At 70.7% G+C, this 19,554-nt stretch carries 19 protein-coding genes; 13 read left to right on the top strand and 6 right to left on the bottom strand.

Translation table 11 applies throughout. From position 1 onward, the window contains the following. Nucleotides 1-6: 6 nt before the first annotated feature. Complete coding sequence (locus QN163_01630) at nucleotides 7-741, bottom strand: SDR family oxidoreductase (GenBank protein MDR5682714.1); 735 nt, start codon at nucleotides 739-741, stop codon at nucleotides 7-9. A gap of 84 nt (nucleotides 742-825) precedes the next feature. On the opposite strand from QN163_01630, the gene QN163_01625 reads away from it, so the two are divergent. From QN163_01625 to QN163_01610, 4 genes are all read left to right on the top strand, one after another. Beyond that, the gene (locus QN163_01625) at nucleotides 826-1,377 is read left to right on the top strand and encodes a LemA family protein (protein ID MDR5682713.1); all 552 of its coding nucleotides are present in this window, start codon (nucleotides 826-828) and stop codon (nucleotides 1,375-1,377) included. 198 nt (nucleotides 1,378-1,575) lie between these two features. Then, the gene (locus QN163_01620) at nucleotides 1,576-2,601 is read left to right on the top strand and encodes a LysM peptidoglycan-binding domain-containing protein (GenBank protein ID MDR5682712.1); all 1,026 of its coding nucleotides are present in this window, start codon (nucleotides 1,576-1,578) and stop codon (nucleotides 2,599-2,601) included. A 209-nt stretch (nucleotides 2,602-2,810) separates the two neighbouring features. Beyond that, complete coding sequence (locus tag QN163_01615; protein MDR5682711.1) at nucleotides 2,811-4,196, top strand: MurT ligase domain-containing protein; 1,386 nt, start codon at nucleotides 2,811-2,813, stop codon at nucleotides 4,194-4,196. 20 nt (nucleotides 4,197-4,216) lie between these two features. After that, nucleotides 4,217-4,963 (top strand): glutamine amidotransferase, encoded by a 747-nt coding sequence (locus tag QN163_01610; protein MDR5682710.1) that lies wholly within the window; start codon nucleotides 4,217-4,219, stop codon nucleotides 4,961-4,963. Nucleotides 4,964-5,003: 40 nt separating this feature from the next. Here QN163_01610 and QN163_01605 read toward each other — a convergent pair whose 3' ends face one another. The 3 genes from QN163_01605 to QN163_01595 form a co-directional block, all read right to left on the bottom strand. After that, on the bottom strand, nucleotides 5,004-6,371 hold the full coding sequence (locus QN163_01605) for an FAD-dependent oxidoreductase (protein ID MDR5682709.1): 1,368 nt from the start codon (nucleotides 6,369-6,371) through the stop codon (nucleotides 5,004-5,006). A 125-nt stretch (nucleotides 6,372-6,496) separates the two neighbouring features. Beyond that, nucleotides 6,497-6,817 (bottom strand): CBS domain-containing protein, encoded by a 321-nt coding sequence (locus QN163_01600; GenBank protein ID MDR5682708.1) that lies wholly within the window; start codon nucleotides 6,815-6,817, stop codon nucleotides 6,497-6,499. A 109-nt stretch (nucleotides 6,818-6,926) separates the two neighbouring features. Beyond that, nucleotides 6,927-7,844: an EamA family transporter gene (locus tag QN163_01595; GenBank protein MDR5682707.1), complete on the bottom strand. Its 918-nt coding sequence runs from the start codon at nucleotides 7,842-7,844 to the stop codon at nucleotides 6,927-6,929. A gap of 84 nt (nucleotides 7,845-7,928) precedes the next feature. On the opposite strand from QN163_01595, the gene QN163_01590 reads away from it, so the two are divergent. From QN163_01590 to QN163_01565, 6 genes are read left to right on the top strand one after another with little or no spacing between them, the layout of a single operon-like run. Further along, a complete protein-coding gene (locus QN163_01590) occupies nucleotides 7,929-8,462 on the top strand; it encodes a type 1 glutamine amidotransferase domain-containing protein (protein ID MDR5682706.1) in 534 nt (177 codons plus the stop codon). Then, a complete protein-coding gene (locus QN163_01585; GenBank protein MDR5682705.1) occupies nucleotides 8,459-8,782 on the top strand; it encodes a hypothetical protein in 324 nt (107 codons plus the stop codon). Before QN163_01590 ends, QN163_01585 begins: the two co-directional genes overlap by 4 nt. Before the next feature lie 6 nt (nucleotides 8,783-8,788). Further along, nucleotides 8,789-9,781 (top strand): NAD-dependent epimerase/dehydratase family protein, encoded by a 993-nt coding sequence (locus QN163_01580; GenBank protein MDR5682704.1) that lies wholly within the window; start codon nucleotides 8,789-8,791, stop codon nucleotides 9,779-9,781. After that, the gene (locus QN163_01575; protein MDR5682703.1) at nucleotides 9,778-10,413 is read left to right on the top strand and encodes an MBL fold metallo-hydrolase; all 636 of its coding nucleotides are present in this window, start codon (nucleotides 9,778-9,780) and stop codon (nucleotides 10,411-10,413) included. The genes QN163_01580 and QN163_01575 overlap by 4 nt, the downstream gene beginning before the upstream one ends. Further along, nucleotides 10,410-11,138, top strand: a complete 729-nt coding sequence (locus tag QN163_01570) for an alpha/beta hydrolase (protein MDR5682702.1) — start codon at nucleotides 10,410-10,412, stop codon at nucleotides 11,136-11,138. The genes QN163_01575 and QN163_01570 overlap by 4 nt, the downstream gene beginning before the upstream one ends. A 3-nt stretch (nucleotides 11,139-11,141) precedes the next feature. After that, a complete protein-coding gene (locus tag QN163_01565) occupies nucleotides 11,142-11,975 on the top strand; it encodes a VOC family protein (protein ID MDR5682701.1) in 834 nt (277 codons plus the stop codon). Here QN163_01565 and QN163_01560 read toward each other — a convergent pair. Further along, nucleotides 11,972-13,954 (bottom strand): ATP-binding protein, encoded by a 1,983-nt coding sequence (locus QN163_01560; GenBank protein MDR5682700.1) that lies wholly within the window; start codon nucleotides 13,952-13,954, stop codon nucleotides 11,972-11,974. The two genes, QN163_01565 and QN163_01560, sit on opposite strands and share 4 nt — an antisense overlap. A 115-nt stretch (nucleotides 13,955-14,069) precedes the next feature. Between QN163_01560 and QN163_01555 the strand changes: the two genes are divergently transcribed. The 3 genes from QN163_01555 (at nucleotide 14,070) to QN163_01545 (ending at nucleotide 18,124) form a co-directional block, all read left to right on the top strand. Beyond that, nucleotides 14,070-14,840 (top strand): 5-oxoprolinase subunit PxpA, encoded by a 771-nt coding sequence (locus QN163_01555; protein ID MDR5682699.1) that lies wholly within the window; start codon nucleotides 14,070-14,072, stop codon nucleotides 14,838-14,840. Nucleotides 14,841-14,865: 25 nt separating this feature from the next. After that, complete coding sequence (locus tag QN163_01550) at nucleotides 14,866-15,678, top strand: terpene cyclase/mutase family protein (GenBank protein MDR5682698.1); 813 nt, start codon at nucleotides 14,866-14,868, stop codon at nucleotides 15,676-15,678. A 106-nt stretch (nucleotides 15,679-15,784) separates the two neighbouring features. After that, nucleotides 15,785-18,124 (top strand): penicillin acylase family protein, encoded by a 2,340-nt coding sequence (locus QN163_01545; protein ID MDR5682697.1) that lies wholly within the window; start codon nucleotides 15,785-15,787, stop codon nucleotides 18,122-18,124. Between the two features lie 28 nt (nucleotides 18,125-18,152). Here QN163_01545 and QN163_01540 read toward each other — a convergent pair whose 3' ends face one another. Further along, the gene (locus QN163_01540; protein MDR5682696.1) at nucleotides 18,153-19,523 is read right to left on the bottom strand and encodes an FAD-binding oxidoreductase; all 1,371 of its coding nucleotides are present in this window, start codon (nucleotides 19,521-19,523) and stop codon (nucleotides 18,153-18,155) included. Between the last annotated feature and the right edge of the window lie 31 nt (nucleotides 19,524-19,554).

Raw genomic sequence — 19,554 nt, 5'->3', positions numbered from 1 at the left:
CGCGGCCTACCCGATCGCCATCCCGCCACAGGCGACGAGCGTCTGCCCCGTGATGTAGCGCGCGTCGTCAGAAGCCAGGAACAGCACGGCTTCCGCCACCTCCTCGGGGGAGGCGAACCGTCCGAGAGGGATCGTTGCCTCGATCCGGGCGCGGTCCTGGGGGGTACGGTGTGCGTGTGCACGGGTGTCGGTATACCCGGGTGCGATGGCGTTGACACGGATGCGGGGGGCCAGGGCGTGGGCCAGGCACTTGGTGAGCATCACCAGAGCCGCCTTGCTCACGGCATAGTGCGGCGCCCCGGCGCCGGCCACCAGTCCCCGCATCGACGCCACGTTGACGATCGCCGACCCATCGCCCATCACCTCGGCGGCTGCGCGGCTGCAGAAGAACGGCCCCTTGACGTGCACGTCCATCTGCTCCTCCCACAGCGCCTCGGTGATCCCCCACACGTCGGTGCGGTCCACGACGCCGGCGTTGTTCACCAGGACGTCCAGGCGGCCGAAGGCGGCCACGGTCTCGGCCACCAGGCGCGCGCACGCCTCGGGCGAACGCACGTCGGCCCGCAGCGACACCGCCCGCCCGCCTCGCGCTTCGATCGACGCGACCACCCCCTGGGCGCCCTGCGCATCAGTGGCGTAACCGACCGCCACCGCCGCCTGCGCCGCGGCGAACCGCCGCGCGATCGCCGCGCCGATGCCGCTGCTCGCACCCGTCACCAGGACGACCCTGCCCGCCAGCACACCGACGAGTTCGCAGTGTGCCCCGTCGACCCCTGCACAAGGATTCGCACCGCGGCCGGCGAACAGGAGGCGGGAGGTGTCCCGATGACCGGATGGATCGTGCTCGGCCTGGTCGCGCTCGCGGCCCTCTGGGTCGTGTTCGAGTACAACCGCCTGGTGACGTTGCGCAACCGCCTCCAGAACGCGTGGGCGCAGATCGACGTGCAGCTGCGCCGCCGCTACGACCTGATTCCCAACCTGGTGGAGACCGTCAGGGCATACGCCGCCCACGAGCGCGACGTGTTCCAGCGGGTCACCGAGGCGCGGGCCCGCGCGATTGCGGCCGGCACCGTCGGAGAACAGGCCCAGGCCGAAAACGTGCTCACCCAGGCGCTGCGGTCCCTGTTCGCAGTCGCGGAGGCCTATCCCGAGCTGCGGGCCAACCAAAACTTCCTCGCACTCCAAGAAGAGCTCAGCGGCACGGAGAACAAGATCGCTTTTGCCCGGCAGTTCTACAACGACACGGTGATGCAGTACAACACTCTTCGGCAGGTGTTCCCCACCAACTTACTGGCCAACGCGCTCCGGTTTGGTCCCCAGGAGTACTTCGAGATCGAAGAACTCGCAGCGCGCGAACCGGTTCGCGTGCAGTTCTGATCCCGCACAGACGGCCCCTTTGCGTTCGACATCGGCGTCCGGTCACAGAGCCGGCTGAGAGTGTCAAATCGGACATACGTTCGTATCTATCGATCGAGGATTTGGGCATAGGAACGTTGAAATAGGTGCGTGGTTCGGTCGCGTGGGGACGAGTCCACGCGGTCCACGAAATCCCGCAAGACAACCTGGGAGCGTGAGATGGGCTTCACCCGGCCGGCGCTGGCCGTCGTGTTTGCCATTTGTCTCTTCGCCGCATTGACCGCAAGCACATCGGCAAGCAGCCTCACCTACACCGTCAGATCCGGCGATACGCTCACGTCCATCGCTGCGCGTTTTGGCACCACGGTTTCTGCGATCGTGCAGGCGAACGGCCTGGACGATGCCCACCGTCTTCAGATCGGTCAGACTCTGCGGATCCCCAGCGGTACCCGTGCCGCACGGTCCGCCAGCGCACCGCCGGCTGCGCCCACGACGTACACGGTCAAGGCGGGTGACACACTGTCCGCCATCGCCGACCGTTTCGGCGTACCGGTTCCGGTCCTGGTGCGACTGAACGGCCTTGCGGACGCGGACCGCCTCCGGGTCGGGCAGGTCCTACGGATCTCGGATGCCTCCGCAGGGACCCCGCCGCGCGCCCCCACACCGTCGGTTCCCGCACAGGTGCATGTCGTTCAGAGGGGGGACACGCTGTGGGGCATCGCCCGGAGGTACGGCACCACGCCGCAGCGCCTGGCTTCGCTGAACGGCATCTCGGAGAGTGCGATGCTGCGCATCGGCCAGCGCCTGCGCCTACCCGGAGCGGACGCCGCAGCCCGGCCCGAAGCGCCTGCGACGCGGCGGGTTGCCGCGGCGTCGTCGCGGGGCGCGGCGCTCGTCGCCATGGCCCGGCGATTCCTGGGGACGCCCTACCGGTGGGGTGCGACCGGCAACGGAGCGTTCGACTGCTCCGGCTTCCTGTACGCCATGTTCCGCCACATGGGGATCACGCTGCCGCGGACGTCGTTCGCGATGTTCGGCGTCGGGCGCCCCGTGCCCCGGTCACAGCTGCAACCCGGCGATTTGGTCTTCTTCACCACGTATGCGCCCGGCGCCTCACACGCGGGGATCTACGTCGGCGGCGGGATGTTCATCCACGCGTCGTCGGCGGGGCGCGGCGTGCGGATCGACGCGCTGAGCAAACCGTACTACAACGCCCGCTTCATCGGTGCCCGGCGTCACTTCTGACCGCGGTCTTGCCGGGGGGGCGGCGCGATCCCGGCCCCGGGCGCCACCGTCCGACATCCCTCGATTCCCTGCGGGCGCAATCGCACCGTGTCCCGAGTGGTACAGTGGATCTGGTCGACGCCTTCGCCCAGGTGTGGGGAAAACACATGGCGCCGACCGCGGAGCCGCCCGCCGGGTTGGACATGGACTGACCCGCACCCCACCGAGTGATGTCCATCCGCCTGACGTCTGCGATCGTCCTCGGCAAGGCATCGGCCGGTCTGAGCCGCGTGCTCGGTCTGGGAGGCGGGACGACGGTGCCCGGGCGCGTCGCGCGCACGCTGGACCCACAGATCGTACGCTCGCTGGGCGCACGGCTCCCGCACGGCACGGTCGTGGTCACCGGCACCAACGGAAAGACGACGACCGCGCGGCTGATCTCCCACATCCTCTCCGAGGCCGGACTGGTACCCGTCCACAACCGCGCCGGTGCGAACCTACCCGCCGGAATTGCCGCCGCGCTCGTCGAGTGTGCGCACTGGCGGGGCGGCATGCGGGGTGACGTCGGCGTCTTCGAGGTCGACGAGGCGACCCTGCCGGCGGCGATCGATGCGCTGCGTCCCCGCGTCGTCGTGCTCACCAACCTGTTCCGGGATCAACTCGACCGCTACGGGGAGGTGGACATCGTCGCCGGACGGTGGCGAGAAGCCATTGCGGGGTTGCCCCCCGAGACGGTCGTCTGCTTCAACGCCGATGACCCCCAGGTCGGTGCGGTCGTCGAACGGTTCGGCGCGCAGACGATCCCGTTCGGCATTGAGGACGAATCCGCCGGCGGCACGGCCATCGAGGACGCGGCCGACGCACGCTACTGTTACCGCTGCGCGACACCGTACGACTACCGCGTGGTCTACCTCTCCCACCTCGGGGACTACACCTGCGCGCGGTGCGGCGCCCACCGGCCCGAGTTGAGGGTTCGGGCGGAGGCCGTCTGCCTGCGCGGCACCCGTGGCGCCGACGCCACCGTGGTGTGGGACGGCGTCCGTATGGACCTCCGCACGGTGCTGCCGGGCCTGTACAACGTCTACAACCTGCTGGCCGCGACGGCCGCCGCCGCGGCGATCGGCATCCACCCGCAGACCGTCCGGCGGGCGCTCGCCTCCTTCGCGCCGGTATTCGGGCGCGCGGAACGGCTGCGCTGGGACGGCGTCGACGTGCAGATCCTGCTTGCCAAAAACCCGGCCGGCTTCAACGAAGTGCTGCGCGCGCTGAAGGCCGAGCGCCCTGCCGCGGTGCTCATCGCGATCAACGACCGGACCGCCGACGGCCACGACATCTCCTGGCTTTGGGACGTGGACTTCGAGATGTTGTGCGACCTGGACGCGCCGATCACGGTCAGCGGCATCCGGGCTGCGGAGATGGCGCTGCGCCTGAAGTATGCCGGCGTGGACGACGCGCGCGTGACGGTGGTCGGCGACCTCGACGCCGCGCTGGCGGCGGCCCGGCGGGGTGTCCCCGACGGCGGCGCGCTGGTCGTCGTGCCCACCTACACCGCGATGCTGGAACTGCGGCGCGTGCTGCGCAGGCGCGGCGTGGTGAGGGGGTTCTGGGAAGATTGAGCGGTGCTGGAGTGGCCACGATGGACCTGCAAATCTGCCACCTGTATCCGGACCTGCTGAACCTCTATGGCGACCGTGGCAACCTCATGGTGCTGCGACGGCGGGCCCAGGCGCGCGGCATCTGCGTATCGATCGCGCCGGTGCGCCTGGGCGACCCGCTGGACGCCTCCGCCCACGACCTGTTCTTTTTGGGCGGCGGCGAGGATCGCCAGCAGGTGCTGGCGGCCGCGGATCTGCGACGCCGCGCCGACGACCTCCAGCGGGCCGTCGCCTCCGGGGCCGTCGTGCTGGGGGTGTGCGGCGGTTACCAGTTGCTCGGTCACTCCTACCGGCCGGCGGAGGGAGGGCAGCTGCGGGGGATCGGACTGCTCGACGTCACGACCGAACACCCGGGCAAGGCCGCCGGGCGTCTGGTCGGCAACGTCGTCGTGGACTGCGCCCTGCCGGGTGTCGGCACGCTCGTGGGTTTCGAGAACCACGGCGGCCGCACGCGGCTGGGCGGTGCGGCGAAGCCCCTGGGCCGCGTGGTCATCGGGTTCGGGAACAACGGCGAGGACGGCTCGGAGGGCGCGGTGCAGGGAAACGTCTTCGGCACGTATCTGCACGGCCCGCTGCTACCCAAGAACCCGCGCTTCGCCGACCACGTCCTTCGGCTGGCCCTGCGGCGTCGCCACGGCGAAGTCGACCTGCACCCCTTGGACGATCGGATCGAGGAGACCGCCCACGCTGCGGCGGCCGCGCGCGCACGGGCCGTCCCTCGGCGGTAGGCCGACCCGGGCAGGCGCGCGGCCTCGCCGAATGCGGTCGTCACCGGCCGAGTGCCGCCAGCATCTCCTCCACCGAGGTGAACTTCACGCGGGGCCTGCCCTGCGCCCTGCCGCGCGCCACCTCCAGTTCGTCGAGCCGGCGCCAGTCGGCGTAGGAGATGCAGCGGGGCTGGCGCTGCCGGATCAGCCGCTCCGCGGCCTCCGCGTCGGGATCGTCGGCCGCCAACACGCGGCCGACCCGCACGTCGGCGACCATGTTCGCGACGGTCTCCGCGGCATCCGGCTTGTTCGTGCCGATGACGCCCGTCGCGCCCCGCTTGATCCATCCCGCGGCGTACAGCCCCACCAGGGGTTCCTTCGTCTCGGGGTCGAGGACCCGTCCCTTGTCGTTGAGGATGACACCCCACTCCTCGTGGAACGGCACACCGGGCAGGGGCACACCCCGGTAGCCGATCGCCCGAAAGACCGTCCCCACCGGCAGGTCCTCGTGTTCTGCGGTCGGCCGGGCCACCAGCGTCCCCGCTTCTGTCCTCTCAAGACGGTTGCGCACCAGGCGCAATCCGCCGACGTGACCGTCGGACGCCAGAAACTCTACCGGCGAGACCAAAAAGCGCATGATCAGCCGGCGGGGTTTGCCGGTCGGCGTGCGCCTGGCGAACTCCCGCAAGATCTCCACCTTGATGCGGGCGGTCCGGTCGTTGCGCTGCTCGATGTCGGCGCGGCTCAGCTCGTCCAGGACCACCTCCTCGGGCAACGCGGTCGCGTCCGCGTTAGGGAGTTCGCCGAGTTCGCGGATCTCCGGGTTGGTGAAAGCGGCCTGCGCAGGGCCGCGGCGGCCCAGGAGGTAGACTTCCCTGACGCGGCTCGCCGCGAGCGCCTCCAGGGCGTAGTCGGCGATGTCCGTCCGCGCCAGTTCGTCCGTCGAGCGCAGCAGGATCCGCGTGACGTCCACGGCCACGTTGCCGACGCCCACCACGGCGACGGCCTCGCGCTGCAGGTCGAACGTCAGGTGGGTGAAATCCGGATGGCCGTTGTACCACGCGACGAACTCCGTCGCCGAGTAGCTGCCCTTCAGGTCCTCACCGGGCAGCCCCAGCCGTCGGTCCGCCTGCGCACCGGTGGCGAAGAGGATCTGGTGGTACAGCCCCTTGAGGTCGTCCAGAGTCAAGTGCCTTCCGTACTCGACGTTGCCGAAGAAGCGAAAGCGCGGGTGGGACGCGGTCCGGTCGTACACCGCCGTCACCGACTTGATCTTCTGGTGGTCGGGGGCCACGCCGTACCGCACCAAACCGTAGGGCGCGGGCAGCCGGTCGAAGAGGTCCACCTCCACGACGACGTCCCGCTGGTTGAGGAGATGGTCGCAGGCGTAGAATCCGGCTGGTCCCGCACCGAACACGGCCACGCGCACAGGACGCGCCTCGCTCCCGGGTCGGCTCATACCCAATGGGGAATCCCCGCGCCGGCGATCACCGAAAGGCCACTCCGGTCGGGGCGCGACGCGCACGGAGCGGGCCGCAAGACCCGCTCCGCCGTCTACTCACCGGCTCTCTCCGTGAGGATCTGCAGGGTGGCCACCTCGCCCTCGTAGGCGTCGCGCTGGGCCTTCACCACGTCCCCGATGGAGACGATCCCGACCAGACGCCCTCCGTCGACCACAGGCAGGTGACGAATCCTCAGCTCGGTCATCGTATGGGCGACGACCATCAGGCCGTCCTCGGGCCTCCCGACGACGATCTCCGCCGTCATGACGTCGGCAAACCTGCGTTCGAATAGCCGCTCGTCGCGCACGGCCTCGCGGACGATGTCGCGTTCGGAGAGGATGCCGACCGGCCGGCCGTCCGGGTCGACGACCACCAGCGCGCCGACGTGTGTCGCGCCAGCAGCGCCAGCGCGTCCCGGATCGTTTGGTCGGGCCGGGCCGTGTAGACGTGACCGCCCTTCCGTGCGAGGATGTGCGCGATGTTCATCGCCGGACCGTCCTGCCCGCCACCGCCTGAGAGCGTACCAGGAACACCGCCGAGAGGACCAGGACTCCACCCAGCAGTTGCGGTCGGTCCAGGACTTCTCCGAAGAAGACGTAGCCAAGCAGGCCGGCGACGACGGGCTCGAACGTCGCGACGACGCTGGCCCGCCCGGCCTCGATCCGCGCCAGCCCACCGACGTACAGCCACTGGGCCGCCAACGTGGTGATCAGCGCCAGGTACAGCAGCGCCAGTGGCGCCCGCAGCACGTGCGCGGGGACGAAACGTCCGGCCGGCACCCCCGCCAGCAGCCCGCCTGCCACCAAGAAGATGGTACCGAAACCCAACGCGTACACGAGGATCACGAGCGGATCGTGCCGACGCAGCGCGTGCTTGCCGAAGATGCTGTACAGCCCGTAGGTCAGACCGGCCCCCAGGCCCGCCGCGACGCCCGGCAGATTCAACCGCAGCGCCGCTGGGTCGTAGACGCGTACGACGAGCGCGCAGCCGACGAACGCCAGCGCCAAGGCTGCCAGCTTGGGGCCGGACAGGTCTTCGCCGAACAGGATGGCCGACAGCGCGATCACCCACGCGGGGGCGGTGTACAGCAAGATCGCGGCGGTCGCCACGGTCGTGAGCGTGATCGCTGTGAAGTACGTCACGAAGAAGATCGCGATGCTCACCAGGCCGTAGGCGGCAAACAGCGGCAGGTCGCGCGCCGTGATGCGGACAGAGCGGCCGCGGGCCCAGGCCAGCGCCACAGCCCCGGCGCACGCAAGCCCGGCACGCCACGCCGAGGCCTCGAACGCGCCGACACCCGCCGCGTCCAGGAAGCGCACCGCGATCCCCAAGCTCCCCCACAAGGCCGCCGCCGCCAGCACCATCAGATAACCGACCAACCCGTCGCCATCGGCCCGCACGGCAACACGATTTCGGCACGCGCGCCCCCGTCCCTCGTTATGCAGGGAGGTATACTGAACACAGATGAAGGCGGAGGTGCAGCGATGGACCTTGCCGGCGTGCGTGTGGCGGTGCTCGTGGAGGACCTCTACGAGGACCTGGAACTGTGGTACCCGGTGCTCCGGTTGCGGGAGGCCGGCGCGGAAGTGAAGGTGGTCGGGCCGCGGGCGGGGGAAACCTACAAGAGCAAGCACGGTTATCCGGCCCGCGCCGACGTGGGCATGGACGAGACGCAGGCTGCCTCGTTCGACGCGGTGGTGATCCCCGGCGGCTACGCTCCGGATCGGATGCGTCGCCACGCCTCCATGCTGGATCTCGTGCGGTCGATCCACGAAGCCGGCAAGCCGGTGGCGTTCATCTGCCATGCCGGATGGGTCCCGATCTCGGCGGGCATCGTGCGCGGCCGGACCGTCACCAGCGTGAGCGCCATCCGCGACGACCTGGTCAACGCGGGCGCGAACTGGGTCGACCGAGAGGTGGTCGTCGACGGCAACCTGGTGACCTCGCGGACGCCGGCCGACCTACCCGCGTTCTGCCGGGCGCTCGTCGAGTTGCTCGCCCGTGTGAAGGTGGCGTGAGCGCGCGACCGATCCCGCTGCGCGAAGCGGCCCGTCGGCTAGAGGTGGCTGCGCGCGACGCCGGGTTGCAGGTCGACCGGCGCAACGTCGTCTTCCGCCCCACCCCCTTCCCCTCCTACGAGTACGTCCTGTGGCGGCAACAGGCCCACGCGGTGTTGTGCATGCCCGCCGACCGGGTCGAAGCCGACGACTGGCGCGCGGCCCTCGCCGAGCCGATGCGGCGGGCCCGCGCGTACCTCGAACCCTTCGTCCACATCCAGGAGCGGGTCGACCTGGCCGCGCGCGGCGCGCCCCGGTTCCAGCAGTTTTTGAGGGTGTAGCGTCTCGTGGTCCGGTCCGTCCTGGTCATCGGCGGCACGGAGTTCTTCGGAAAGCACGCCGTCGAGCTCTTCCTCGACGATGGGTGGCGCGTGACGGTGCTCTCCCGGGGACGACGCCGCCCCGGCTGGTGGGACCGCGTCGAGCACATCGCCTGCGACCGCACGGACCGTGAGGCGTTCAGCGCCGCCCTGCGCGGCCGGTCCTTCGACGTCGTCTTCGACAACGTCGCCTTCGACGCGCCCGACGTGTCGTCGGCGCTGGAGGTCTTCCGCCAGACCGTCGGCCACTACGTGCTCACGAGCAGCGGCGCGGTGTACGCAGAACGATCCGGCGACCGCGTCTTCGCGCACGCATCCGAAGACGAGCCGATGGTGGACGCCCGTGCGGACAACCATCCCTACGTCGCCGGAAAGCGCAGGGCCGAGCGGGCGCTCGTCGACCACGCCGGGGGCCTGCCCTACACGGTGATCCGCCCGACCGTCGTCCAGGGACCGGAGGATCCGACGCGGCGGCCGTGGTTTTGGATCCAGCGGATCCTCGACGGCGGGCCGCTGCTCGTGGGCGATCCGCGCCCCGAGCCGGCATGGAACCACGCGTACAGCGAGGACGTCGCGCGCATGGTCGTGCGCGTCGCCGGCAACCCGGTCGCGTTCGGCAAGACCTACAACGCCGCCGGCGGCGAGGTCATCACGCTGGTGGACTATCTGTGGGCTTTGGGCGAAGCGCTCGGCCGGCGCCCGACGCTGGTGCGCGCCGCGCCCGGCGCGTGGAAGGAAGCCCTCCCCGACTACGCCCCGCCGTTCGGGCGACGCTTCGTGATGGACATCGCGCGCGCCCGCGCCGACCTCGGCTACGAGCCGACGCCCGCGGGGGTGTGGATCGCCGCCACCGCACGCTGGTTCGCCGACGCGTACCGCGGCGAAGACAGCCACGGCTACGGCCGCCGTCAGACCGAGATCGCATTCGCGCAGTCTTTCGTCACCACGGAGCGACCATGATCCTCGAACAGATCCAGACCCGTCCGATCGGCACCAACTGCTACGTCTACGGGGACGATCAGACACGGCGCGCGTTCGTCATCGACCCGGGAAACGACGCGCCGGTGATCCTGGAGATCCTGCGCCAGCACGAGCTCCAGGTGGAGGCGATCGTCGCCACCCACGGTCACTGGGACCACGTCGGCGCGGTCCGCGCGGTCCGCGAGGTGACCGGCGCGCCGTTCTTGGCCCCGCGGGCCGACCTGGAGATGATCCGCAACGCCAGCGTGCGGGCGCAGCTGATGATGGGCCTGCCGCTGGACCCTCCGCCTGACCCAGACCGCTTCATCGCCGACGGGGACGAACTGGCAGCCGGGTCCGTGCGGCTGCGGGTCGTCGCCGCGCCCGGACACAGCCCGGGGCACGTGATCCTCGTCGGCGACGGTCTGGCGTTCGTGGGCGACGTCGTCTTCGCCGGCGGCATCGGGCGGACGGATCTGCCGGGCGGTGACTGGGAGGCGCTGCGCCACACGCTGGAAACCCGCATCCTCACACTGCCCGACAGCACGATCCTGTACCCGGGGCACGGACCCCACACGACGGTCGGGCGCGAGCGCGTGTCCAACCCCTTCCTTGTGGGTCTAGGTGGGTGACCCACCCGCAGCCCGGCAAGCGTCTTGCGATTGTCTTCCTGCACGGCGCAGGCGGCCGGGGACAGATCTGGCAGAACCAGCTGCTGGACTTCCCCATCGCGATCGCCCCCGACCTCCCCGGGCATCCGGAAGGCCGACCGTTCGACCGCGTCGAGGACTACGCGGCGTGGCTGCGCGCCTTCCTCGACCGCGGCGGGATGCACGGCGTGGTCCTCGTCGGACACTCGATGGGCGGGGCCGTCGCGCTGCGGGCGGCGCTCGACGCGCCCGACAGCCTGCGCGGCCTGGTGCTCGTCTCCACCGGGGCCCACCTGCCGGTCGACCCCGACGTGCTCGACGGGCTGCACCGGGCACCCCTGCGGACGATCGATCGCGTGGTGGAGACCTGGTTCGTTCCCGGGGCGGACGCCCGCCAGCGGGAACGCGTGCGCACCGCCATACGGGAGTTGGGGCCCGACACGCTGCTGCGGGATCTGAGCGCGTGCGCCCGGTTCGACGTCCGCGACCGGGTCCACGAGATTCGCCTGCCTACCCTCATCCTGTGCGGTGACGCCGACATCGTGACGCCACCGGCGCTTTCGAGCTTCTTGCACGAACGGATGACGCGGTCGGATCTGATCGTTGTACCGGGTGCAGGTCACATGCTGCCGCTACAGCGCCGCGTCGCGTTTCGCGACGCCCTGCGTCGTTTCCTCGCGGCGCTCGCGGCGGAAGGGGCGGGGTGAACCGTGGCGTTCGAGATGCCGGCGGCCGCCCAGTTGGGCGGGTTGGTGTTGCGTGTGCGGGACGCGCGGCGGATGCGCGGCTTCTACCAGGACGTGCTGGGCCTGCGCCCCGACCCCGTCGAACCGGACCGCCTGACCACGGGAGAAGGAGGCGTCGTCGTGCACACGCACCACGACCCCGACGCCCCAGTCCGGCCCCCGGGCGTGGTCGGCCTGTACCACTTCGCGCTGCTGCTGCCGGGCCGCGCCGCGCTGGCCGCCGTCGTCCGTCGGCTGCTGGAGGCCGAGTGGCCGATCGAGGGCGCCTCCGACCACGGCGTCTCCGAGGCACTGTATTTGCGCGACCCGGAGGGCAACGGCATCGAGCTGTACCGGGATCGGCCCAAGGACCTCTGGCCAGTCCGGGACGGCGAGCTGCAGATGGTCACCCGCGCCCTCGACCTCCAGGGGCTGCTGCGGGAATCCCGGACCCCTGCGCCGTTGGACCCGCAGACCCGACTCGGACACGTCCACCTGCACGTCGATGACCTGCGGTCGGGCGAGGCGTTCTACGCGGGCGCGCTCGGTCTGCGCGTGACCCAGCGCGGCTACCCCGGTGCGCTGTTTTTGGCCGCGGGGGACTACCACCACCACGTGGGCCTGAACGTCTGGGGATCGCGCCGGCGCGCCGCCGACGGGGCGACCGGTCTGGTGCGCTACACCTGGCGCGTGCCCGCGGGCACGGTGACAGACCTGCGGGCGCACCTCGCGCCGCGGGAGATCGGGTACAGCCCGACCGGAAACGGCGTGCGGCTCACCGACCCTGCGGGCGTGGAGGTTGAGGTGGTCGAAGCCTAGCCGGCGGCCGGCAGTTCCACGGTGAAGCGCGCACCCCCCTCGCGGCGGTTCGCCGCCGTGATCGTGCCGCCGTGGTCGCGGACGATCCCGTAGGAGATCGACAGCCCCAGACCCGTGCCCTCGCCGATCCTCTTCGTGGTGAAGAACGGGTCGAAGAGCCGGTGGAGGTGCTCGGGGGCGATCCCGGGCCCGGTATCGGCGAACTCGATCACCACCCGGTCGCGCCGGTGTCGCGTCACGACCTCCAGCCGCGCCGGCGCCCGTCCGCGCATCGCGTGGATCGCGTTGTTGACGATGTTCAAGAAGACCTGTTGCAGTTGGTGCAGGTCCCCCCGCACCGGCGGAAGGTCCGGGGCGAGGCGTGTGACGACCTCGATCCCCTCGCGCACCACCTCGTAGCGCTGCAGCGCCAGGGCTTGCTCGACGGCCGCGTTGACGTCCACGAGATCCCACGCCCGCGGCTGCTGCCGTGCGAAGGTCAGGAGGTTCTGCACGATCCGCCTCGCGCGGTCGGCCTCCTGCACGATCACCGTCAGGTTGCGGTGGATCTTCGGTGGGAGATCCGACTCCCCTTCCAACAGCTGCGCGTAGCCGAGGATCGACGTCAGCGGGTTGTTCAGTTCGTGGGCGACCCCCGCGACCAGCTCTCCCATCGCCGACAGCTTCTCCGACTGCACGAGCTGGGCCTGGGCTTCGCGCAGCTGCCGGGTGCGTTCCTCGACCATGCGCTCCAGGTCCTGCTGGTACTGGCGCAGCTTGGTGCGCGAATCCTGTAGCTCGCCGACCATCCGGTTGAAGACTTCCCCCATCAGCTCGGTCTCGTCGTCCCTTCCGGAGGTCGGCACGCGCACACCCAGGTCTCCTCCGCGCACCGCCTCCATCGCCGCACGCAGAGACTCCAGCGACGTCGTCACGGCGCGCGCGACGACCACGGCCACGGCGCCGCCCGCCAGCAGTCCGACGGCACCGACGACCGAGAGGCTCAGGACGAACGACAGGATCGAGTCGTTCACCAGCGCGATGTCCGCCAGCGTCCGGTCGCGCTCCACTTCGATCAGCGACCGCATCGATTCCAACCTCTCCACGACGGCGGCCATGACCGATGGAAAGCGAGTCCGGAGCTCCCGGCTGGGGACGCCGCCATCCCGCGCCTGCGAGGCGGCGGTGCGCGTGAGGGCCTCGAACGACTCGACCGCCGGCATGGTGTCGGCCAGCACCGCCTGCAGTTCCGGCAGCACCACCAGCCCCTGCAACTCTTCGAACAGCCGCCGCGACGGCGCTTGGTCGGTCAGCCGTCCGGCGTACCCCGCGCTGGGGTCGGCGAACAGCACCAGCAGGGCCGCCCCGCGCTGCCAGAAGAGCAACTCGAGCTGCTGCGAGGCGGTGACGGCACGGCTGAACCGGAAGATGCGCTCGCTGTTGAGGGCGAGGTTGCGCAAAAACGATGGCAGCAGGACACCGTGCTGGAATGCGGTGAGCTCGGCGACCCCCGACAGGGCAGCGGCCTGGATCTGCGCGAACCGGTCGTCCAGCAGGGCGCGCAACGCGCGGTGGTGGGTCAGGACGTCGGCCAGCGCGACCGTCGATCCTTCCGGACGGCTGCGCAAAAGCGCCGCCCCTGCAGACATGAACGCCATGTTCGCGCGGTCGGCCTGCTGGCCGAAGCGGCTGTGCTCCGGCTCGGCCAGTCCGCGCCGTACGCGGCCGAGCGTCGTGATGAGCACGCGTGAGAGGACGCCGTATTCGACCTCGGCCCCGCGGTTCGCGCCGCCGACTGCCTGCAGGAGGCGGAAGAGGCGTCGCTCGGCGAGCAGCGAGGCGGCCAGGACGTCGGCGGCGGCACGGTTCTCCGCGTCGAGGCGGCGGGCGAGGTCGACGATGCGCGTGCTCGCATACACGAGCAGGCCGAAGAATGATCCCAACAGCAGCGAGATCAGCAGGTAGCCCGCGAGGATCCGTCGCCCGATCCGCGACCGCATCTTGTGCGTCTATCTTCGAGGACAAAGCAAGGGTTGACAAGCGCGTTGGAGGGGGCCGGGCAGCGCCCAAGTTCGGTGCACCCCCGGAACGCGACCCGATGGTACGCTTCTACCTGTGGACCGCCACCTCGACATCAACTGCGACGTGGGGGAGTCGTTCGGCGTCTACCGGCTGGGGGCCGACGAGGCGGTGATGCCCTATGTGACCTCCGCCAACGTCGCCTGCGGGATGCACGCGGGGGATCCGGTGGTGATGCGGCGGACGGTGCGGCTGGCGCGCGCCCACGGCGTCGCCGTCGGCGCCCACCCCGGATACCCGGACCTCGCCGGCTTCGGGCGGCGTCCGCTGCCGATGACGCCGGACGAGGTGGCCGCCTTCTTGCTCGCGCAGATCGGGGCCCTGGAAGCGATCGCCCGCGCCGAAGGTGTGCGCTTGCAGCACATCAAGCCTCACGGCGCGCTGTACAACGCCGCCGCACGCGACGAGGAACTCGCGGCCGCGATCGCCGAGAGCGTGCTGGGCGCATCGCCCGACACGATCCTCGTCGTCCTGGCGGGCTCGGCCGCCGAACGCGCCGCGCGAGCGGCCGGGCTGCGCGTGGCGCGCGAGGCGTTCTGCGACCGGGCCTACCGGAGCGACGGCTCGCTCGTACCCCGCAGCGAACCGGGCGCGGTCTTGCTGCAGCCGTTCGAGGTCGCTTCCCGCGCGGTGCGCATCGCGTACCGGGAACCCATCCAGACACTCGACGGCGGCGAGATCGTCGTGGAGGCCGACACCGTCTGCATCCACGGCGACACCCCGGGTGCGGAGACGCTCGCCGCCGCGGTGCGGGCCGCGCTGGAGGAAGCACACGTCCACATCCGCCCGATGGGGGAATGGTTGTGACCGCCGACCGTTGAGGGTCACGACGATGTATCTGGCGCGCGCGATCGCCTTCCTGGAAAACAGCGCCAACGACTTGGAGCAGGCGCGGGTGGCGGGGATCCTGGGACGCGCAGGGCCGGACGGCAAGGTCGTCCGGCAGATCGCGAGCCGCCAGAACGACGACGGCGGATTCCCCTACGAGATGCAGCCCGGCCGCGCCAGCGCCATCCACACGACCTGCACCGTCCTGGACTGGATGCACGACCTGGGCATCCTCGACTCGCCGCAGGCCGAACGTGTACAGACCTACCTGCTCGCGATGCAGCGCCCCGATGGCGCGTGGAGCGAGACACCGGGGATCCTCAAACACCGACCGCCGCCGTTCCTCCACCCCGCCGACCGGGCCGCCCGCGCGCACTGCACCGCGCTTGCGGGCCTGTGGGTGCGGCGGCTCGTCGGCGACGCCGACTACGCGGTGACGCTCGCCGCGACGTACCTGCGCGCCCACTGGGACGACGAGGGACGCTGGGGACGGTTCCCGTCTACGCTGTGGCTGGTCGCCGCGTTCTTCGCGAACCTCGACGGTGGGGACGAGATCGCCGCCCGGGCGCTGGAACGGCTGCAGGCGTGGGTGCAGGACGCGACCGCCGGACAGCTGGCCTGGATGGCCGGTACACTTGGCCTCGCCGGCTACGGTCTGCACCACCCCCTCTTGCGCGCCGCGGCCATACGGCTGCTCGAAATGCAGGAACCCGACGGCGGATGGCCGTCGGACGGCGGCGTCCTGCACCGCGTCGAGGTCACGATCCGGTCGCTGCGCGCGCTGACCGGTCTGGGCGTGCCCTCTGCGATGTCGTGACGGCACGAACGTCCATCCGGCCGCCGACCCGTGCGATCGAGCCCCCAGGAGGAAGCCCTGTCCGACGCGCGAACCTATCCGCAGCGGGGACCTACGGAGGCGTAGTTTGCGTGTCGCGCGCATCGTCCTGATCGCGGTGTTGGCCCTGGTGATCGTTGCGGGGGGTGGCGCCGCGTACGCAGTGCGGCGCGCCTACCCGAGGGTCTCTGGGTCTCTGATCGTCCCCGGCCTCCAGGCACCGGTCGAGGTGGTGCGCGACCGCTGGGGCGTACCTCACATCTACGCGCGCAACGAGCGCGACCTGTTCTTCGCCCAGGGGTTCGTGCACGCCCAGGACCGGCTGTGGCAGATGGAGATGAACCGGCGCACCGGCAGCGGGCGCCTGTCGGAGATCTTCGGCGAGCGGACGCTGGGAACCGACCGCTTCCTGCGCACGATCGGGCTGCGCCGTGCGGCGGAGCTGGAGTGGCAACTGCTCTCGCCGCAGACGCGGGGGGCGCTGGAGGCGTACGCGGCCGGCGTCAACGCCTTCCTCGCGCACGCCGGGGGCAGGCTGCCGGCGGAGTTCCTGATCCTGGGGTTCCGGCCAGAGCCGTGGCACCCCCTGGACAGCCTGGTGTTCGGCAAGCTGATGGCCTACGACCTGGGCGGCAACTGGCAGACGGAGATCCTCCGAGCGATGCTGGTGGCCCGCTTCGGGCCACAGGTCGCCGGTCGCCTGGTACCGGCCCACCTCCAGGACTCCCCGATCATCGTTCCAGAAGCCACGAGCTACGAGGGGTTCCGCGACGTCCGGCTCCCGGCGGCGGCGGAGCGGGGCGGGCAGCTCGGCGTGGGCAGCAACAACTGGGTCCTGGCGGGCGCGCGCACCGACAGCGGCAGGCCGTATTTGGCCAACGACCCACACCTGCGCATCGCGTTCCCGTCGATCTGGTACGAGATCCACCTCGAGGGCGGTCCCTACCGCGTCGCGGGGTTCAGCTTCGCCGGCGTGCCGGGGGTGATCATCGGGCACAACGACCGGATCGCGTGGGGCGTGACGAACGCCAACCCGGACGTCCAGGACCTGTACATCGAGCGCTTCCATCCCGACGACCCACATCGGTACCTGTACCGCGGCGTCTGGCTGTCCGTCGAGGAAGTCGTCGAGGAGATCCGCGTCAGAGGACGTGTCCACCCCGAGCGTCTGGTCGTACGGCTCACCCGGCACGGTCCGTTGATCAACGACGTTGTCGACGGCCTGCGCGAGTTCGTGGCGCTGCGGTGGACGGCGCTGCTGCCGTCGACGGTGGCCGAAGGCGTCCTCCGGTACAACCGCGCCCGCGACTGGCAGGAGTTCCGCGAGGCGCTGCAACACTTCCACGTCCCGGCACAGAACTTCGTGTACGCCGACGTCGACGGCAACATCGGCTACCAGCTGCCGGGATGGATCCCCATCCGTGCCCGCGGGGACGGAACGGTGCCCGTACCCGGTTGGACCGGGGAGTACGAGTGGACGGGCTGGATCCCGTATGAGGAGTTGCCCAGCGTCTTCAACCCGCCGCGCGGCTGGATCGCCACGGCCAACAACCGGATCGCGCCCGACGGGTACCGTTACCTCCTCGGTACGGAGTGGGCCGAGGGGTTGCGGGCCCGCCGCATCGCGGACGTGCTGGAGGCGCGGGCCCAGCACGCGATGTCCGACCTGCAGGCCCTGCAAAACGACAACCTGTCCCTACCGGCGCTGCGGATCGCGCCCGTCCTGGCGGCGCTGCCGACGGCGGACGAGTCGGTCCGCGCCGCCCAGCAGGACCTGCGGCGGTGGGACGGCGTCCTGATGGCCGACAGCCGCGCGGCTGCGATCTACCAGGCATTCCTGGTCCGCGCGGTGGAGCGCGTGTTCAAGCCGGTGCTCGGGCAGGACGTCTGGGACCGCTACGCGCGCCGGCACTTCGTGATGGGCGCGCTGTTGGGCCTGTGGGAACGGCCCGATGACCCGTGGTGGGGCCCGGGCGGTCGGGATCGCACGGCTGAGGAGGTCCTGCGCGAGGCCGTTGCGGATCTGACGTCCCGGTTGGGACCCGATCGCACGAAGTGGACGTGGGGCGCGCTGCACCAGGTCCGATTCAACCACACGCTCGGCGAGGTGCCGGTGCTCGGGCGGCTGCTGAATCTGCGTCCGATGCCGTCGCCGGGCGACGGCTGGACCGTCAACCAGGCCGCCTACTCGCTGCTGCGCCCGTTCGATCAGACCGTCGTGGCCTCGATGCGCATGATCCTCGACGTGGGCGAGTGGGACCGCTCCGTGGGGATCCACACGACCGGACAGAGCGGGCTGCCCTTCCACCCCCACCGCGGCGACTTCGCACCCCTGTGGGTCCGCGGCGACTACCACCCGATGCCGTGGACCGCACAGGTGGTCCGCGCTCAGGCGGCCGCGACGTTGACCCTGCAGCCGGGTCCGTGATTCGAGGCGGCGATCGCGGATCGGTTGCTCACGCCGCCCCCTTGCCCGGATTGAGGATGCCGTCCGGGTCGAACACTGCTTTCAACCTGCGCATCCACGCCACCGCCCCACCGTGCTCCCACGCCAGGTAGCGCCGCTTGCGCAGTCCGATCCCGTGCTCTCCGCTCACCGTCCCTCCGAGTTCGATGGTCCGGCGCACCAGCTTCTCGCTGAACGCCTCCGCCAGGCCGTAGCGGTCCGGCGGCGCGGCCACCAGCGCGTGGAAGTTACCGTCGCCGACGTGCCCGACGATCCGGCCGGGCTGGCCCATCGCGTCGAGTTCCGCCCGGGCGTAGGCGACGATCTCCGGCAGTCGGGACAGCGGCACTGCGACGTCCGTCGTGAGGAAGCGGCAGCCGGGGTGCATGTGGGTGAAGGCGTAGTACGCCTTGTGCCGCGCCTCCCACTGCGCGCTCCGTTCCTCCGGCGTGCGCGCGGTATCGACCAGGACGGCGCCGCCTTCCTGCGCGATCGCCCGCGCAGCGGAGGCTTCCGCGTCGATCGCCGCCCCGGTCGAGGCGTGGAACTCGAAGAACAGCGCCGGCTGTTCCGGGTAGCGGCGTCCCAGGAAGGCGTTGACGGCCTGCAAGGCCGACCCGTCCAGCAGTTCCAGGCGCGCGACCGGCAGGCCCGCCGCCATGATGGCGTAGGCCGTCTGCGCCGCGTGCTCGACGGACGGAAAGAAGGCCCGCAGCGTGTGCACGTGGGCCGGCAGCGGGTGCAGCTTGACGGTCAGCTGTGTGATCACACCCAGCGTGCCCTCCGAACCGACGAACAGGTCCCGCAGGTCGTAGCCCGAACTGCTCTTGCGGACCGCGCGGCCGAGTTCGAGCACCTCCCCGTTGGCGAGCACGACCTGCAGCGCCAGGACGTTCGCCCGCATGCCGCCGTACCGGACGGTCATCGTCCCTGACGCGTTGGTCGCCGCCATACCCCCCAGCGAGGCGTCCGCGCCGGGGTCGACGGGGAAGAACAGGCCGCGCGGCCGCAGCGCCCGGTTGAGCGCCTGATAGGTGAGCCCCGGTTCCACGACGGCCGCCAGGTCTTCGGCTACGACCTCCACGATCCGGTCCATGCGTCGCAGGTCGAGACTGATCGCCGGCCCGGTTGGCACGAGGGCGCCCTCGAGGCTGGTGCCCGCGCCGAACGGGATCACCGCCACGCGGTGTTCGCGGGCGACCGCCAGCACCCGGCGGACGTCGGCGACGTCTTCCGCGAACGCCACGGCCACCGGCCGCCGCGACTCCGGATAGCCCTCGTCCCGGCCGTGCTGGTCGAGGACGGATTCCGTCGTCGACACCTTCGAAGCGCCCAGAGCCCGCTCAAGCGCACCTGCGATCGCATCCAACGGGACGTCCATCGTTGTCTCCTCCGCAGCCTCCTCTCGCCAT

It is taken from the genome of Armatimonadota bacterium, from assembly GCA_031432545.1.
GTDB classification, from domain to species: Bacteria; Sysuimicrobiota; Sysuimicrobiia; order Sysuimicrobiales; family Sysuimicrobiaceae; genus Caldifonticola; species Caldifonticola tengchongensis.
This window is presented reverse-complemented; position numbering and strand designations above follow the sequence as displayed.

Coding starts and splice junctions, on each gene's coding strand:
- QN163_01625 (MDR5682713.1), top strand. CDS start 826: ATGACCGGATGGATCGTGCTCGGCCTGGTCGCGCTCGCGGCCCTCTGG.
- QN163_01620 (MDR5682712.1), top strand. CDS start 1,576: ATGGGCTTCACCCGGCCGGCGCTGGCCGTCGTGTTTGCCATTTGTCTC.
- QN163_01615 (MDR5682711.1), top strand. CDS start 2,811: ATGTCCATCCGCCTGACGTCTGCGATCGTCCTCGGCAAGGCATCGGCC.
- QN163_01610 (MDR5682710.1), top strand. CDS start 4,217: ATGGACCTGCAAATCTGCCACCTGTATCCGGACCTGCTGAACCTCTAT.
- QN163_01590 (MDR5682706.1), top strand. CDS start 7,929: ATGGACCTTGCCGGCGTGCGTGTGGCGGTGCTCGTGGAGGACCTCTAC.
- QN163_01575 (MDR5682703.1), top strand. CDS start 9,778: ATGATCCTCGAACAGATCCAGACCCGTCCGATCGGCACCAACTGCTAC.
- QN163_01560 (MDR5682700.1), bottom strand. CDS start 13,954: ATGCGGTCGCGGATCGGGCGACGGATCCTCGCGGGCTACCTGCTGATC.
- QN163_01550 (MDR5682698.1), top strand. CDS start 14,866: ATGTATCTGGCGCGCGCGATCGCCTTCCTGGAAAACAGCGCCAACGAC.
- QN163_01540 (MDR5682696.1), bottom strand. CDS start 19,523: ATGGACGTCCCGTTGGATGCGATCGCAGGTGCGCTTGAGCGGGCTCTG.